The organism is Cupriavidus sp. MEYA8, from assembly GCF_059278825.1.
In genome coordinates this window covers 2,126,941-2,141,295 of sequence record NZ_CM181222.1, presented here as the reverse complement: position 1 = coordinate 2,141,295, position 14,355 = coordinate 2,126,941, and the positions used below count along the sequence as shown (strand labels likewise).

Below are 14,355 nucleotides of genomic sequence, written 5' to 3'. Positions count from 1 at the left end.
GTCATCACCCTCGGCCATCCGCCTCTGGCTGCGCCGCAGACCCGTCTTCGCGCAGCCAGACGATGAACTCGGCACCCTGCCCCACCGTGCTTTCCACCGTAATGCGGCCACCATAGCGCTCTACCAGCGCATAGCTGATGGACAGGCCGAGGCCGGTCCCCATCTGCTTCTTGGTGGTGAAAAACGGATTGAACAGGTTGGGCAGGTCTTCCTCGCGGATGCCGCGGCCCGTGTCGCGCACATGCAGCGTCACGCCGTGCCCTTCCCAGTCGCGCGTGGCCAGCGTAAGGATGCCGCCCTCCGGCATGGCGTGGATGGCATTGGTCACCAGGTTGACGATGACCTGCTGCAGTTCGCTGCGGCTGATGCGCACGCGGCGTGTGGCCTGGCAGGCCAGTTCGACCCGGATGGCCGCGTCCTTCAGCATATGCCGGACCAGGTCCATGCAGCCGGCCGCGACCTCGCCCACATCCAGGCGCTCGGTATTGCCGGCGTAGGCCTCCGGCCGGACAAACTGCAGCAGCCGGTTGGTCAGCAGGTAGATGCGTCGCACCTGCTCGTCGATCAGCCGCAATTCATGCCGGACCGGCTCCGCGGCCGGGCCGAGAATATCGCGGGCCACGTCCAGGTTGCCCTGGATCACCGCAATCGGATTGTTGATCTCATGGGCCACGCCCGCGGTAAGCTGCCCCGCGAGCGCAAGCTTTTCCGAGGTAATCAGCTGCTGCCGGGTCGCGCGCAGCACCGCGTTCGCATCCTCGAGCTCGCGGGTCCGCTCGGCGACCTTGCGGTCTAGCGAGTCCGCCCAGTCCCTGAGCTCGGCATTGCGCTGCTGCACGTCCGACAGCAACCGGTCGAACTGGCCAGCGAGCTGGCCCAGTTCATCCTCGCTGCGCACCGGGCCGACGCGCGCGTTGTCGTTGCCGGCCTCGAGCGCGCGCATGGTGCCGACCATCTGCGTCATCGGCGTGAACACGCGCCTGGCCCACAGCAGCGAGAATAGCGCTCCCGCCACGGCCAGCAGCAGGAACAGGCCCACCAGCACGCCCAGCGCGAGGTCCTTGGCCTGGCTGATCGGCCTGGCCAGGTAGCCCACGTAGAGCATGCCGATGCGCTGGCCGCGGCTGTCCACGATAGGCTCATAGGCGCTCATGTACCGGTCGTTGACCACGAAGGCCAGGTCCAGCCATTTTTCGCCACGCGTGAGCACCTTGTCCCGCACCTCGCGGGAGACGCGCGTGCCCAGGGCCCGCTCGCCATGGAACAGCCGCACATTGGTGGCAATGCGCGTGTCGTCCAGGAACAGGGTCGCCGTGCCCTGGCTGCCACGGGGCAGGGATTCCGGCTGGTAGACCAGTGCGTTGATCGCGTCGATAAAGCCGAGGTTGTGGTTCAGCAGCGTACCGCCGTGCAGGATCGCCACCAGCTTGCCCGCCGCATCGAACACCGGCGCCGCCGCGTGCACCACCATGCCACGGGATTCCATGGTCCTGTCGGTCGGCGCCGCATTGGCGGTGGCGCGCAGCGTTACCTGGGCGCGCCTGGCAAGGTCGCCGGAGACGGCAGCCAGCTGCGCGGCGGACCAGGCGTCGGTGGCGGCATCCGGGCGGCCGGCCGCGGCGCTTTCCACCACGCGCCAGCCGGCGTAGTCCATACCCGCCGCACCCGCCGGCGCAGCGGCAAGCAGCCGCCCTTTGGGATCGAGCAGTTGCAGGAAGTCGAGGCCGTGCGTACGCCGCGCGTCGGCCAGGATGGCGGGCATGGCGCTGCCGCGGCCAAGACCGTCCACCAGGGCATAGGATCTGGCCTCCTGCAGGACGCGGTCTTTCATGCCGCCGACCATGTGCTCGAAGTACTCGTGGGCGACCAGCAGGTCGCTGTTGACCTTGTAGGCCAGCAAGGCCTGGAACGTGCGATTGCCCCACAGCGCCATCAGCAGCAGCAGCGCCACCAGCGCCACCAGCAGGGGCGCGACCACGATGGACACCAGCTTGGCGCGCAGCGAGGCGCGATAGCGGCGCAGCAGCATTGAGGGCGCTGAGGGCGTTGAGGGCTTCAAGCGCGCAGGCCCCACTGCAGGCATTTGCGGTCCAGCGTGCGGCGCGAGATGCCGAGCCGGCGCGCGGCTTCCACGCGATTGCCGCCCTCCGCCGCCAGCACCTGCAGGATGTGCCGGCGCTCGACGGCTTCGAGCAGGGTGGCGTCGTCGGCGGCTGCGTCATGCGTCGGCGGCGTATCCGCGTCACGCGGCTCGGCGGCATGGGCCAGCAGTTCGACCGGGTACTCGCCCAGGATCAGCGCCCGCTCCACCAGGTTGCGCAGCTCGCGCGCATTGCCTGGCCAGTCATAGGCCTTGAGCAGGCACACCAGCGACGGCGACAGCGGCACCGGCGGCAGCCCCAGCTGCGCCGACAGCTGCTCGGAGAAATGCTCGGCCAGCGGCACCACGTCTTCCGGCCGCGTGCGCAGCGGCGGGATGGTCACGGCGACCACGTCGAGCCGGTAGAACAGGTCCTGGCGGAAGCGCCCCGCGGCGACTTCGTTGGCCAGGTTGCGGTTGCAGGCGGCAACGATGCGCACGTCCACCGCGATCTCACGCTCGGTGCCGAGCGGGCGGATGCGCCGGTCCTCGATGACGCGCAGCAGCTTGGCCTGCATCGCCAGCGGCAGTTCCGAGATCTCGTCCAGGAACAGCGTGCCGCCATCGGCATAGAGGAACAGCCCGTGGCGCGCGCCGGCCGCGCCGGTGAAAGCGCCCTTGGCGTGGCCGAACAGCTCGCTTTCGATGATCTCGGGCGCCATCGCGCCGCAGTTCAGCGGCACGAACTGGCCCTGGCGGCCGCTGAGCCGGTGCAGCTCGCGCGCCACCACTTCCTTGCCGGTGCCGGACTCGCCCGTCACCAGCACCGTGGACGGCATCGGTGCGACCCGCGCGACCAGCGCCATCAGCTTCTTCATGGCTTCGGACTCGCCGATGAAGTCCTTGTGGATGGTGTACTTGTCCAGCTCGCGGCGCAGCAGGTAGTTCTCGCGCGCGAGCCGGGCCTGGTTGAAGCAGCGCCGGATGGCGTTGAGCACCTGGTCGACGCGGAACGGCTTGACGATGAAGTCCGTCGCGCCGGAGCGCAGCGCGGCAATGGCCGTGTCCATGTCGGCGAAGGCCGTCATCAGGATGACGTCGGCGGGATTGCCGGCTGCGCGCAATGCCTGGAGCCACTCCATGCCGCTGGCGCCGGGCAGCGCCACGTCCAGCAGGATCAGGTCCACATGGCGCTGCTCCAGCAGCGCGGCGCCCGCTTCGGCGCTGTCGGCCGTAAGCACGCTGCCCACCTTGCCTTCCAGCGCCCGCGACAGGAACGAACGCATGCCGGCCTCGTCGTCCACCACCAGGATCGTGCGGCGCTGCCAGTTATCGGCTTCGGCGGCGTTGCTTTGTCGTTCGCTCATCACTTTGGTTGTTGCGGTGCAGGCGGAGAGTCTAGCGACTGTGCCCGATCCGCCTGTATTGGGGTTAAACCGACCCGACCGTGCGCGGCGGCGGCCGTGGATGGACATTTTGACCCGCACGCCGGGCCCGTGCCCGGACATTTTGTCCAATGGCCCGCCCTTCCGGAAGGCCGCTTGCCGCAACCCATTGATGGCAAACGGTATCGGCCACCGGCACAGCTCTTGCTGAACGACGCGCCTCAGCCCGGCGCACCCGCGCAACAAGAGGCTGCCACTTCCAGGTAGGAGACAACTTCATGTCCTATTCCGCGCAAGCGCAAACACCCGCCAAGCAGGAGCAACACCGTTCCGGGCCATCGCAAGGACCATCGCCATCGCGGCCAGCATCGCGGCCATCGCCCTTCTCCAAGGAAGCGATCATCGCCCGGCCGGGCTTCAACCGCTGGATGGTGCCGCCCGCCGCGCTGGCGGTGCACCTGTGCATCGGCCAGGCCTACGCCTTCTCGGTCTTCAACGAACCGCTGACACGGATCATCGGCGTCACGAGCGCGGCGCCGGGCGACTGGCAGCTGACCACGCTGGGCTGGGTGTTCTCGCTGGCGATCTTCTTCCTTGGCATCTCGGCCGCGTTCGCGGGCAAGTGGCTGGAGAAGGTCGGGCCGCGCCGCACCATGTTCACGGCCGCATGCTGCTTCGGCGGCGGCTTCCTGGTGTCGGCGGCGGGGATCTGGCTGCACCAGATCTGGATGCTGTACCTGGGCTACGGCGTGCTGGGCGGGATCGGGCTCGGGCTTGGATACGTGTCGCCGGTGTCTACGCTGATCCGCTGGTTCCCGGACCGCCGCGGCATGGCCACCGGGATGGCGATCATGGGCTTCGGCGGCGGCGCGATGATCGGCGCGCCGCTGTCGGTCGCGCTGATGAACCACTTCAAAAGCGCCACCAGCGCGGGCGTGGCCGAGACCTTCCTGGTCATGGGCGTGATCTATTTCATCTCGATGTCGCTTGGCGCGCTGGCGATCCGCATCCCGGCCCCGGGCTGGGCGCCTGCCGGCTTTGTGCCCAAGGCCAAGGCGAGCAAGATGGTCACGCACGCCAACGTGCATATCGACCAGGCGCTGAAGACGCCGCAGTTCTACCTGCTATGGCTGATCCTGTTCATGAACATCACGGCAGGCATCGGCGTGCTGGGCCAGGCAGCGGTGATGATCCAGGAAACCTTCAAGGGCACCATCACCGCCGCGGCCGCGGCCGGCTTCGTCGGCCTGCTCAGCATCGGCAACATGACGGGACGCTTCCTGTGGAGCTCCGCCAGCGACTACTTCGGCCGCAAGCTGACCTACGCCATCTTCTTCGCCTTCGGGGCCGCGCTCTACCTGGCCGTGCCGGCGATCGGCGCGGCCGGCAACGTGGCGCTGTTCGTGGCCTGCTATTTCCTGATCCTGACCATGTACGGCGGCGGCTTCAGCACCATTCCGGCGTACCTGGCCGACATGTTCGGTACCGCGTACGTGGGCGGCATCCATGGCCGCCTGCTGACCGCATGGGCCGCCGCCGGCATTGCCGGACCGGCGCTGGTGAACTACATCCGCGAGTACAAGCTGGCGCTGGGCGTGCCCAGGTCAGAGGTCTACGTCGACACCCTGCACATCATGGCGGGACTGCTGGTGGTGGGCTTCGCCTGCAACCTGCTGATCCGGCCGGTGCATGCGCGGCACCACCTGCGCGAAGCGGCCAGCGCGGCCTGACTGGGCCTGCCATCAAGAACACAGGAGACAAACCATGGAAAACGGCCGCACTTTCGGCAAGACACTGCTGCTGCTCGCGTTCTGGACCTATGTGCTGATCCCGCTGGGCGCGGGCATCTGGTCGACCCTCGGCAAGGCCATGACGCTGTTCAGCTGAGCAACCGCGCAGGCTGTCCGCTGCAGCACGCTCCGTGCTTGCGGCGGCGCCCGATGCGATTGCCCCTGGCTCCGGGCCCGTCGATGCCGCGGGATCCATCCCGGCCTGTGATCCCGCGCAACGGCGCTATCTGTACTGGTGGCGCCCACGCGCCTGGCCAGCGTCGCCCCGGCCCGAACAACTGAGCTTGAACGGTTCCCCCAGAACTGTATCCCTGGCGGGCAGGCTGTCACCCGTACCCTTGTCCGTAATGTCGCGGTACGGCCCATCTGCCGGCGGCGCCCCCCACGGAGAGCACCTCAATGCACGGACTCACAGCCCTGGACCTTGCCCGAATCCAGTTCGGGTTCACGGTTTCCTTCCACATCTTATTTCCCGCCATCACTATCGGGCTGGCCTGCTTCCTGGCATTCCTGGAAGCGCGCTGGCTGCAGACCCGGGACACCGTCTACCGGACCCTGTACCAGTTCTGGATCAAGATCTTCTCGCTGAACTTCGGCATGGGGGTCGTCTCCGGCCTGGTCATGGCCTATGAGTTCGGCACCAACTGGTCGGGCTTCTCGCAGTTTGCCGGGGGCGTCACCGGCCCGCTGCTGACCTACGAGGTGCTGACCGCCTTCTTCCTGGAGGCGGGCTTCCTTGGCGTGATGCTGTTCGGCTGGAACCGCGTCGGGCCGGGGCTCCATTTCTTCTCGACGGTGATGGTAGCGCTCGGCACCATGATTTCCTCCACCTGGATCCTGGCGTCCAACAGCTGGATGCACACGCCCGCCGGCTACGTCATCGTTGCCGGCAAGGTGGTGCCGACCGACTGGCTGGAGGTGATCTTCAACCCGTCGTTCCCCTACCGCCTCGCCCATATGGTCATCGCCGCGCTGCTGTCCACGGCGCTGTTCGTGGCGGCGTCGTCGGCCTGGCAGCTGCTGCACGGGCGCGCCGTGCCCGCCGCGCGCAAGATGCTGTCGCTGGCGATGTGGATGGTGCTGGTCACCGCGCCGATCCAGGCGATGGTGGGCGACGCCCACGGCCTGAACACGCTGGAGCACCAGCCCGCCAAGATCGCGGCGCTGGAGGGGCACTGGAACACGGCCGCGAAGGATGACAAGAACGGCTTCCCGCTGATCGTGTTCGGCATCCCCGACATGGAGCGCGAGGAAACCCGCTACGCCATCGAGATTCCGCGCCTGGGCAGCCTGATCCTGACGCACACCCTTGACGGGCAGATCCGCGGCCTGAAGGACTTCCCCACGGAAGACCGCCCCAACGCCACCGTGCTGTTCTTTACCTTCCGCACCATGGTGGGCCTTGGCGTGGCGATGATCGGCTTCGGCCTGCTGGGATGGATACTGCGCCGCAACGGCGCGCTGTACCGGTCCAGGGCGTTCCTGCGCCTGGCCGTGGCGATGGGCCCCACCGGCCTGATCGCGCTGCTGGCCGGCTGGATGACCACGGAGATCGGGCGCCAGCCGTGGGCGGTGTACGGGTTGCTGCGTACCCGGGACGCCGTGTCGGCGCATGCGGCCGGCCCGGTGGCGCTGTCGCTGGCGCTGTTCGTGGTGGTCTATTTCGTCTGCTTCGGCGTCGGCATCCGCTACATGCTCAAGCTGGCCAGCGCCGGCCCCGCCCCTGACGCACATCCGCATGAGGCACCGTCCTACGGCCCCGGCAGCGTCGTTCCCGCCGCCATCGCCGCGGCTTCCGAACCCCACGCGATGGCCCGCCACGGCCGCCGCGATTCCTGAACCCTGAACAGGTGATCGACATGGGTATCAACCTTCCCGTTATCTGGGCCGCCCTGATCTTCTTCGGCGTGATGATGTACGTCGTCATGGACGGCTTCGATCTTGGCATCGGCATCCTCTTCCCCTTCGTCGGCGACCGCCATGACCGCGACGTGATGATGAACACCGTGGCGCCGGTCTGGGACGGCAACGAGACCTGGCTGGTGCTGGGCGGCGCGGCGCTGCTGTGCGCCTTCCCGCTGGCCTACTCGGTGCTGCTGACCGCGTTCTACCTGCCGCTGATGTTCATGCTGCTGGGACTGATCTTCCGTGGCGTGGCCTTCGAATTCCGCTTCAAGGCCAGCGACCGCAGCCGCCCGTACTGGGATGCCGCCTTCACGTGGGGCTCGGTGATGGCCGCGTTCTTCCAGGGCGTGACGCTGGGCGCCTATATCGATGGCATTGCCATGGATGGCACCACCTATGCCGGCGGCGCGCTGGACTGGCTGGCGCCGTTCCCGATCTTCGCGGGCGTGGGCGTGGTGATCACGTACGCCTTCCTGGGCGTCACCTGGCTGATCATGAAGACCGAGGGCCGGCTGCAATGGACCATGCTGCGCGTGACCAACGTGCTGACGGGCGTGATGGTGGCCATGATCGCGGCGGTGAGCGTGTGGACGCCGCTGACGCATCCGGGCATTGCCGAGCGCTGGTTCGCGCTGCCCAACCTGTTTTTCTTCCTGCCGGTGCCGCTGCTGGTGCTGGTCGCGGCCGCCGGCATCTACCGCTCGCTGCACCAGCAGCCGAACGTGGCGCCGTTCCTGTACGCGCTGCTGATGATCTTCATGGGCTATACCGGGCTGGCCATCAGCATCTGGCCCAATATCATCCCGCCGTCGATCTCGATCTTCGATGCGTCGTCGGCCCCGCAAAGCCAGGGCTTTGCGCTGGTCGGCACGCTGTTCATCGTGCCGATCATCCTGGCCTACACGTCCTGGTCCTACTATGTGTTCCGCGGCAAGGTCAAGCGCGGGGAGGGGTACCACTGATGGCCAGGCTCATGCGTTCGCGGCTCGCGTCGCGGCTGGGCTGGCTGCTGGCCCTGTGGCTGGCGGGCGTCGGCACGGTCTTCGTGTGCGCCAGCCTGATGCGGCTGCTGATGCGGGCGGTCGGGTTGTCGGGCTGAAGCATGGCCTCGTCCAACCCGCTTCCCCGGGCCACGCTGCCGGGCCACGATGCACCGGATGCCCCCGATGCCACCGAGGCACAGCGCTGGCTCCGCGCGCTCGCGGCAGCATGCCCGGAATACGCGCCGTGGCTGCATTCGCTGAAGGTGTTCGGCGCGGCCATGCTGGCGCTCGGCGTGGCGCTGGCGCTCGGCCTGCCGCGGCCGTACTGGGCCATGGCCACGGTGTACCTGGTATCCAGCCCGCTGGCCGGCGCCACCCACGCCAAGGGCACCTACCGCATCCTCGGCACGCTGCTGGGCGCGGTGTCCGCAGTGGTGCTGGTGCCGCTGCTGGTCGACGAGCCCGTGCTGCTGATGGCCGCGATCGCGTGCTGGACCGGCGCCCTGCTCTACCTGTCCCTGCTGGAGCCGGCGCCGCGCAACTACATCTGCCTGCTGGCCGCCTACACGCTGCCGATCGTGGCGCTGCCCACGGTCACGCATCCGGCGGCCGTGTTCGGCGTGGGCCTTGCCCGTATCGAGGAGATCGTGATCGGCATCGCCTGCGCCAGCGTGGTCAGCGCGGTGGTCTTTCCCGTGCGCACCACCCCGGCGCTGGCTGCGCGCGCGTCCGCCTGGCTGGACCATGCCTCGCGCTGGATCCGCGACATCATGGCCACCGGCGCCACCGGTGCCAGCGCGGGCCAGCGCCACGACAGCTTCAGCCTGCTGGCCGCCGATATCCTGGCCATGGAGACGCAGCTCGCCCAGCTCAGATATGAGACCGACGGTGCGCCGGCACTGCGGCACGCGCGCGCCCTGCACCAGCGCATGACGGCCCTGCTGCCGCTGGTGCTGGCGCTTGCCGATGCCGCCGGCGCCTTGCGGCGCCACCCGGCGGGCATGCCTGACGCGGTGGCGCAACGGCTGCGCGCCACCCTGGCATGGATCGCCGGCGAGCGGGGCGCGAGCCGCCCGGTGCCTTCCTGGCTACCCTCGGGCACTGCACCGGCACCATCCGCGGACTGGCATGCGCGCCTGGTCGCGGCCACCAGTACCTACCTCGATGAGCTGGCCGAGCTGTGGCAAGACTGCCGCCTGCTGCAGGCAAGCCTGCGCCAGCATGGCAGCGACCCGGCGACGCTGCGCTATCGGGTCGAGCCCGCCGGACGGGCGCGCCACCACGATCACGCGCAACTGCTGTTCCGCGCCGCCACCGCCGGCTCGGCCACTTTAATGGCGGGATTGCTGTGGATGGCCTCGGGCTGGATCGACGGCGCCGTCCCGGCCGGGCTGGCCGCGCTTGCCAGCTGCTTTATCGCCAGCACCGCGGAGCCGCGCCTGGTGGCCGGCCGGGTGATCGCGTGGGGCATCGCCTGCGCGCTGCTGTCCTGGTACTACCAGTTCGTGGTGCTGGTGCTGGCGCATGACTTCGGCTCGCTGGTGGCGCTGCTGTTCGTTCCGTACCTGTTCATCGGCGCGATGACGACGCAGCCGCGCAATGCGCTGTTCGGGGTGCTGCTGGCGGTCACCGCGGCGTCGTTCCCCGGGCCGCAGCACCTCGGTGCAGCCAGCTTCGCCGGCATCTTCAACAGCAGCCTGGCAAGCCTGGCGGCGCTGGTGTTCGCCGCGTTGTGGGCCGTGCTGATGCAGCCCTTCGGCCAGCAGCTGGTGGCCTACCGGCTGGCCAGGGCCAACTGGAACGAGATCGCGCTGGCCGCGCATCCGCGCGCGGCGGTCAACAGCGCGCGGCTGCGCGGCCGCATGCTGGACCGGCTGCTGCGCCAGTGGCCGCCGCTGACGCGCCGCAACAACGCCAGCACCAGGCCGGCCGGCCTTGCCGCAGCCGACTTCCTGGTGGAAGCCGCCGTGCTGGCGCTGCGGCGCGCCTGTGCCGATGGCCCGGCCGAGCGCCGCCGCGCCGTGGAACACGTGCTGGCAGGGGTGGCGCGGCATTACCGGCAGTACGCGCGCATCGGCCATGCCGGCACACCCGCTGTGGCGCTGGCCGCGCGGATCGACGCTGCCGCCGCGGCGCTGGCCACGAATTTCCACGCCAGCCCCCGCGCCGCGCTGGCGGCGCTCGCCACCCTGCGGCTGGCGCTGTATCCGGACCAGGGACGCCCTCATGCACGCCACTGAGTTCGACCTGTACGGCGTCTTCGTGCCGGCCACCGTGGTGTGGATGCTGGCGGCGTTCGCCATCACCGCCGGCGTGCGCGCCGTGCTCGGCCGGATCGGCTTCTACCGCATCGTGTGGCACCGGTCCCTGTTCAACTTCTCGCTTTATATCCTCGTGCTGGGCGCGATCGTCGCGCTCGCCTGGCAGGCTCCATCATGAATCGCAAGCTTTCGCTGCTCGGCCCCTACGCGGTGACCCTGGCGGCCGTGGTCGCGGCGGCACTGACCGCCTGGCATCTTTGGCAGTACTACACCGAAGCACCGTGGACGCGCGACGGCCATGTGCGCGCGGACGTGATCCAGGTCGCGCCCGATGTCTCCGGCCTGGTCACGGCCGTGATGGTCGATGGCAATGCCTGGGTGCGGCGCGGCCAGGTGCTGTTCGTGGTGGACGAGGCGCGCTTCAGCCTGGCGTTGCGAGTGGCGCAGGCCGAGGCCGCCTCGGCACGCGCGGCGCTGGCCCTGGCGCGCCGCGATCCCGCCGCGGCGGACAGCGCGCAGGGGCGCGTCGCCACGGCCGATGCCGCGGTGGACGTGGCCAGCCTGAACCTTGCCCGCTGCCGCGTAACCAGCCCCGTGGACGGCTATGTCAGCGACCGCCTGCCGCGCGCTGGGGATTTTGCCAGCCGCGGCCGGCCGGCGCTGTCGGTGGTGGCGAGCGGCACCCAGTTCGTCGAAGGGTATTTCGAGGAAACCAAGCTGCCCGCGATCCGGGTCGGCAGTGCCGCGGAGGTACATATCATGGGCCTGCCCACGCCGCTGCGCGGCCGGGTGCAGAGCATTGCCCCCGGCATCGAAGACCAGGACCGCAGCAGCGGGCCGAACATGCTCCCCAGCGTCAACCCGACCTTCAACTGGGTGCGGCTGGCACAGCGCATCCCGGTGCGCATCGCCCTGGACAAGGTGCCGCCCGGGGTACGCCTGATCGCCGGCCAGACCGCCACGGTGCGCATCCGCGACGCGCACGAATAGGCGCCAACTGTTCTGCTGCGGGCCGGCCCGAAGTGTGCGCCTGCCGGGCCGCGAGCCGTCCTTACCATGGACGGCATGCCCCACCCCATTGCCCCCGGGAGAGCCGCCATGCAAGCCGCGCCTGCGCAGACCCAGCACGCTACCCAAGCCAACCCCGCCACCCTGGCCACCATCGCGCCGGACCAGGCCTGCCGCGACCTGCTTGGCCGGCCCTTGCGCGACCTGCGGCTCTCCGTGATCGACCAGTGCAACTTTCGCTGCACGTATTGCATGCCTAAAGAGCGCTTCGGGCCCGACTATCCGTTCCTGACGGCGCAGCAACGATTGAGCGATGCCGAGCTGCTGCGCATCGTCCGCGCCTTCGTCGGCCTCGGTGTCGAGAAGGTGCGGCTGACCGGCGGCGAGCCGCTGCTGCGCAAGGGGATCGAAGCGCTGGTGGAAGCGATTGCGTCGTTGCGCACCCCCGGCGGCAAGCCGGTCGAGGTGGCCATGACCACCAACGGCAGCCTGCTGGCGCGCAAGGCCCGCGCGCTGCGCGACGCCGGCCTGGGCCGCGTCACGGTCAGCCTGGACAGCCTGGACGACGGCGTGTTCCGCGCCATGAACGACGTCGGTTTCCCGGTGGCACGGGTGCTGGAAGGCATCGATGCCGCGTGCGCCGCCGGGCTGGCTCCGGTCAAGGTCAACTGCGTGGTCGAGCGCGGCACCAACGACGCGCAGGTGTTGCCCCTGGTCGAGCACTTCCGTGGCACCGGCGTCACGCTGCGCTTTATCGAATATATGGACGTGGAGGGCCCGCGCGGCTGGTCGCAGTCGCGCGTGATGCCTTCCGCCGAGATCCGCGCCATGGTCGAGCGCACGCATGCGCTGCTGCCGGTCGCGCGGCGGGATGCGGAAACGGCCAGCAACTACATGCTGGCCGATGGCAGCCTGAAACTGGGCTTTATCTCCAGCGTATCGCACCCGTTCTGCGGCGATTGCACCCGCGCACGCGTTTCGGTCGATGGCCGCCTGCACCTGTGCCTGTTCGCCACCAGTTCCGTCGACCTGCGTCCGCACCTGTCGGCCACTCGCCCGGGTGCAGCACTCGCCGATGCCATCAGCCAGGCATGGCAGGCGCGCGGCGACCGCTACTCCGAACTGCGCGGCGAATTGCGCGCGGAACGGCTTGCCAGCGGCAAGTGCCAATACCCCACCGTACGCATGTCGCTGGTGGGCGGCTGAGCCGTTCAGTCATTCTGCGGGAACGCCTGCGCGGCAAGCTCCGCCCCGGCCTGCGTCAGGCTGGCGTGGCCGTGTCCCGCCTCGTCGATCGCAAAATCGGCCAGCCCCGCGGACTGCAGCTGCGTCAGCACGCGCCGCAGCACGCTCATCGGCAGTTGCGCCCGCTTGGCGATCTTCGCGAGCGACCAGGGCGCCGTGGCAGCGTCGCGCGGGGCCTGGTTCAGCACCTGCAACGCGGCGAGGATGGCGGGATCGATGTCATGGTCCGGCATGGCCCGGCTTCTCCTGTTCGTGCTGCCGGCTGCGCGCCAGCAGGTGCTGCGCGATCTTGCCCAGCGTCTGCACCGCGGACTCGATGCCGGGCGACCATTCGGCGCTGTAGTTCAGCCGGATGCAGTTAGCGTAGGTGGCCCCTGGCGCGAACATATGGCCCGGCGCGACCGTGATGCGGTGTTCCAGCGCCGCGTGGTACATCTCCATGGCGTCGATGCCTTCCGGCAGCTGCACCCACAGCACGTAGCCGCCCGCGGGCCGCGACGTGGTCGTCCCTTCGGGAAAGAAGCGGCGCACCGCCGCCGCCATGATGCTGGCCTGCTGCGCATAGGCCTTGCGCACGCGCCGCAGGTGGAAGTCGTAGCCGTCGTTCTTCAGGAACTCGGCGATCGCCAGCTGCGGGATCGCCGGCGTGGTCAGCGTATTGAGGAACTTGAGCCGCTCCACCGCTTCGCGGTAGCGGCCCGGCAGCGCCCAGCCGATGCGGTAGGCATTGGTCAGCGTCTTGGAGAACGAGGCGCAATGCAGCACAATGCCGGCCTTGTCGTGGGCCTTGAGCGAGCTGGGATGGGCTTCGCCGTAATAGAGCTCGCCGTAGACGTCGTTCTCGATCACGGGGATGTCCTTCTCGGTCAGCATCGCCACCAGGCTGCGCTTCCTGTCGTCGGGCATGTGGAAGCCGAGCGGGTTCTGGAAGTTCGGCATCACCATGCACGCCTTCACGCCTTTCTCGTCGATCAGCCGGGCCAGTGCCTCCTGGTCGATGCCTTCCACGGGATCGGTCGCGACCTCTATGGCGCGCATGCCCAGGCGCTCGATCGCGTGCAGCATGGCATAGTAGGTCGGTGACTCGACCGCGATGGTGTCGCCCGGCTTTGCCACCGCCTGCAGGCACAGGTTGATGGCTTCGGTGGCGCCGATGGTGACGATCACTTCATTGGGGTCGATGGCCTGGCCGTTCTCCAGGTAGCGGCGCGAGATCTGCCGGATCAGCTCGGGGCTGCCCGGAGGCAAGTCGTCGAGCAGCGTCCACTTGGCATAGCGGCGCGCGATGTTGTTGGCGTACTGGTTGATGCGCTGCCACGGGAACAGCGACGGATCCGGATAAGGCGAGCCCAGCGGCACGGCCTCGTCCGAGCGGATCGAGCGCAGCGTGGAAAGCACCAGCGCGCTGACGTCGACCGCCGAAGGCTTGGCGCTGGGCCGGGACGTACGCAGCTCGATCGCCGGCTCGCCCGGGCGTGCGCGGACGAAGTAGCCGGACTGCGGCCGGCTTTCGATCACGCCGCGGCTCTCCAGCAGCACATAGGCGCGGATCACCGTAGTGATGCTCATGCGGTGGTGCTGGCTGGCCTGCCGCACCGACGGAATGCGCTCGCCCGGCAGCAGCACGCCCTGCTGCACCAGCGCCTCGATATCCGCAGCCAGTTTTTCATATAGTGTCACGCTGCGCTCCCCGCCTGC

At 68.9% G+C, this 14,355-nt stretch carries 13 protein-coding genes; 9 read left to right on the top strand and 4 right to left on the bottom strand.

Annotated elements, in window-relative coordinates:
* Nucleotides 1-4 precede the first annotated feature (4 nt).
* The gene (locus AC5WJ1_RS26735; protein ID WP_494476731.1) at nt 5-2,029 is read right to left on the bottom strand and encodes a sensor histidine kinase; all 2,025 of its coding nucleotides are present in this window, start codon (nt 2,027-2,029) and stop codon (nt 5-7) included.
* A 26-nt stretch (nt 2,030-2,055) separates the two neighbouring features.
* Entirely contained in the window at nt 2,056-3,447 is a 1,392-nt protein-coding gene (locus tag AC5WJ1_RS26730) for a sigma-54-dependent transcriptional regulator (protein WP_494476730.1), read from the bottom strand.
* 296 nt (nt 3,448-3,743) lie between these two features.
* Between AC5WJ1_RS26730 and AC5WJ1_RS26725 the strand changes: the two genes are divergently transcribed.
* The 9 genes from AC5WJ1_RS26725 to moaA all read left to right on the top strand — a co-directional run bounded on the left by AC5WJ1_RS26725 (nt 3,744) and on the right by moaA (nt 12,618).
* Entirely contained in the window at nt 3,744-5,195 is a 1,452-nt protein-coding gene (locus AC5WJ1_RS26725) for an L-lactate MFS transporter (protein WP_494476729.1), read from the top strand.
* Nucleotides 5,196-5,229: 34 nt separating this feature from the next.
* On the top strand, nt 5,230-5,352 hold the full coding sequence (locus AC5WJ1_RS26720; protein WP_198065771.1) for an MFS transporter small subunit: 123 nt from the start codon (nt 5,230-5,232) through the stop codon (nt 5,350-5,352).
* Nucleotides 5,353-5,654: 302 nt separating this feature from the next.
* Nucleotides 5,655-7,094, top strand: coding sequence for a cytochrome ubiquinol oxidase subunit I (locus AC5WJ1_RS26715; RefSeq protein ID WP_195427788.1), 1,440 nt, complete (start codon nt 5,655-5,657; stop codon nt 7,092-7,094).
* Between the two features lie 20 nt (nt 7,095-7,114).
* Complete coding sequence (gene cydB, locus AC5WJ1_RS26710) at nt 7,115-8,122, top strand: cytochrome d ubiquinol oxidase subunit II (RefSeq protein ID WP_135702788.1); 1,008 nt, start codon at nt 7,115-7,117, stop codon at nt 8,120-8,122.
* A gap of 11 nt (nt 8,123-8,133) precedes the next feature.
* Complete coding sequence (locus AC5WJ1_RS26705) at nt 8,134-8,259, top strand: DUF2474 family protein (RefSeq protein ID WP_431189862.1); 126 nt, start codon at nt 8,134-8,136, stop codon at nt 8,257-8,259.
* A gap of 3 nt (nt 8,260-8,262) precedes the next feature.
* Nucleotides 8,263-10,383, top strand: a complete 2,121-nt coding sequence (locus AC5WJ1_RS26700; protein ID WP_135702790.1) for an FUSC family protein — start codon at nt 8,263-8,265, stop codon at nt 10,381-10,383.
* A complete protein-coding gene (locus AC5WJ1_RS26695; RefSeq protein ID WP_135702791.1) occupies nt 10,370-10,582 on the top strand; it encodes a DUF1656 domain-containing protein in 213 nt (70 codons plus the stop codon). Before AC5WJ1_RS26700 ends, AC5WJ1_RS26695 begins: the two co-directional genes overlap by 14 nt.
* Nucleotides 10,579-11,394 (top strand): HlyD family secretion protein, encoded by an 816-nt coding sequence (locus AC5WJ1_RS26690; protein ID WP_135702792.1) that lies wholly within the window; start codon nt 10,579-10,581, stop codon nt 11,392-11,394. The genes AC5WJ1_RS26695 and AC5WJ1_RS26690 overlap by 4 nt, the downstream gene beginning before the upstream one ends.
* A gap of 108 nt (nt 11,395-11,502) precedes the next feature.
* Nucleotides 11,503-12,618 carry a GTP 3',8-cyclase MoaA gene (moaA, locus tag AC5WJ1_RS26685; RefSeq protein WP_135702793.1) on the top strand — a complete coding sequence of 372 codons (1,116 nt, stop codon included), beginning with the start codon at nt 11,503-11,505 and terminating at the stop codon, nt 12,616-12,618.
* A gap of 5 nt (nt 12,619-12,623) precedes the next feature.
* On the opposite strand, the gene AC5WJ1_RS26680 is transcribed toward moaA, so the two are convergent.
* Entirely contained in the window at nt 12,624-12,890 is a 267-nt protein-coding gene (locus AC5WJ1_RS26680; RefSeq protein WP_133094567.1) for a helix-turn-helix domain-containing protein, read from the bottom strand.
* Nucleotides 12,877-14,337: an aminotransferase-like domain-containing protein gene (locus AC5WJ1_RS26675; protein WP_133094566.1), complete on the bottom strand. Its 1,461-nt coding sequence runs from the start codon at nt 14,335-14,337 to the stop codon at nt 12,877-12,879. The genes AC5WJ1_RS26680 and AC5WJ1_RS26675 overlap by 14 nt, the downstream gene beginning before the upstream one ends.
* Nucleotides 14,338-14,355: the final 18 nt, after the last annotated feature.

Excerpts from the sequence above, each read along its gene's own strand:
- AC5WJ1_RS26735 (WP_494476731.1), bottom strand. The coding sequence starts at position 2,029 with ATGCTGCTGCGCCGCTATCGCGCCTCGCTGCGCGCCAAGCTGGTGTCC.
- AC5WJ1_RS26730 (WP_494476730.1), bottom strand. The coding sequence starts at position 3,447 with ATGAGCGAACGACAAAGCAACGCCGCCGAAGCCGATAACTGGCAGCGC.
- AC5WJ1_RS26725 (WP_494476729.1), top strand. The coding sequence starts at position 3,744 with ATGTCCTATTCCGCGCAAGCGCAAACACCCGCCAAGCAGGAGCAACAC.
- AC5WJ1_RS26720 (WP_198065771.1), top strand. The coding sequence starts at position 5,230 with ATGGAAAACGGCCGCACTTTCGGCAAGACACTGCTGCTGCTCGCGTTC.
- AC5WJ1_RS26715 (WP_195427788.1), top strand. The coding sequence starts at position 5,655 with ATGCACGGACTCACAGCCCTGGACCTTGCCCGAATCCAGTTCGGGTTC.
- cydB (WP_135702788.1), top strand. The coding sequence starts at position 7,115 with ATGGGTATCAACCTTCCCGTTATCTGGGCCGCCCTGATCTTCTTCGGC.
- AC5WJ1_RS26705 (WP_431189862.1), top strand. The coding sequence starts at position 8,134 with ATGCGTTCGCGGCTCGCGTCGCGGCTGGGCTGGCTGCTGGCCCTGTGG.
- AC5WJ1_RS26700 (WP_135702790.1), top strand. The coding sequence starts at position 8,263 with ATGGCCTCGTCCAACCCGCTTCCCCGGGCCACGCTGCCGGGCCACGAT.
- AC5WJ1_RS26695 (WP_135702791.1), top strand. The coding sequence starts at position 10,370 with ATGCACGCCACTGAGTTCGACCTGTACGGCGTCTTCGTGCCGGCCACC.
- AC5WJ1_RS26690 (WP_135702792.1), top strand. The coding sequence starts at position 10,579 with ATGAATCGCAAGCTTTCGCTGCTCGGCCCCTACGCGGTGACCCTGGCG.
- moaA (WP_135702793.1), top strand. The coding sequence starts at position 11,503 with ATGCAAGCCGCGCCTGCGCAGACCCAGCACGCTACCCAAGCCAACCCC.
- AC5WJ1_RS26680 (WP_133094567.1), bottom strand. The coding sequence starts at position 12,890 with ATGCCGGACCATGACATCGATCCCGCCATCCTCGCCGCGTTGCAGGTG.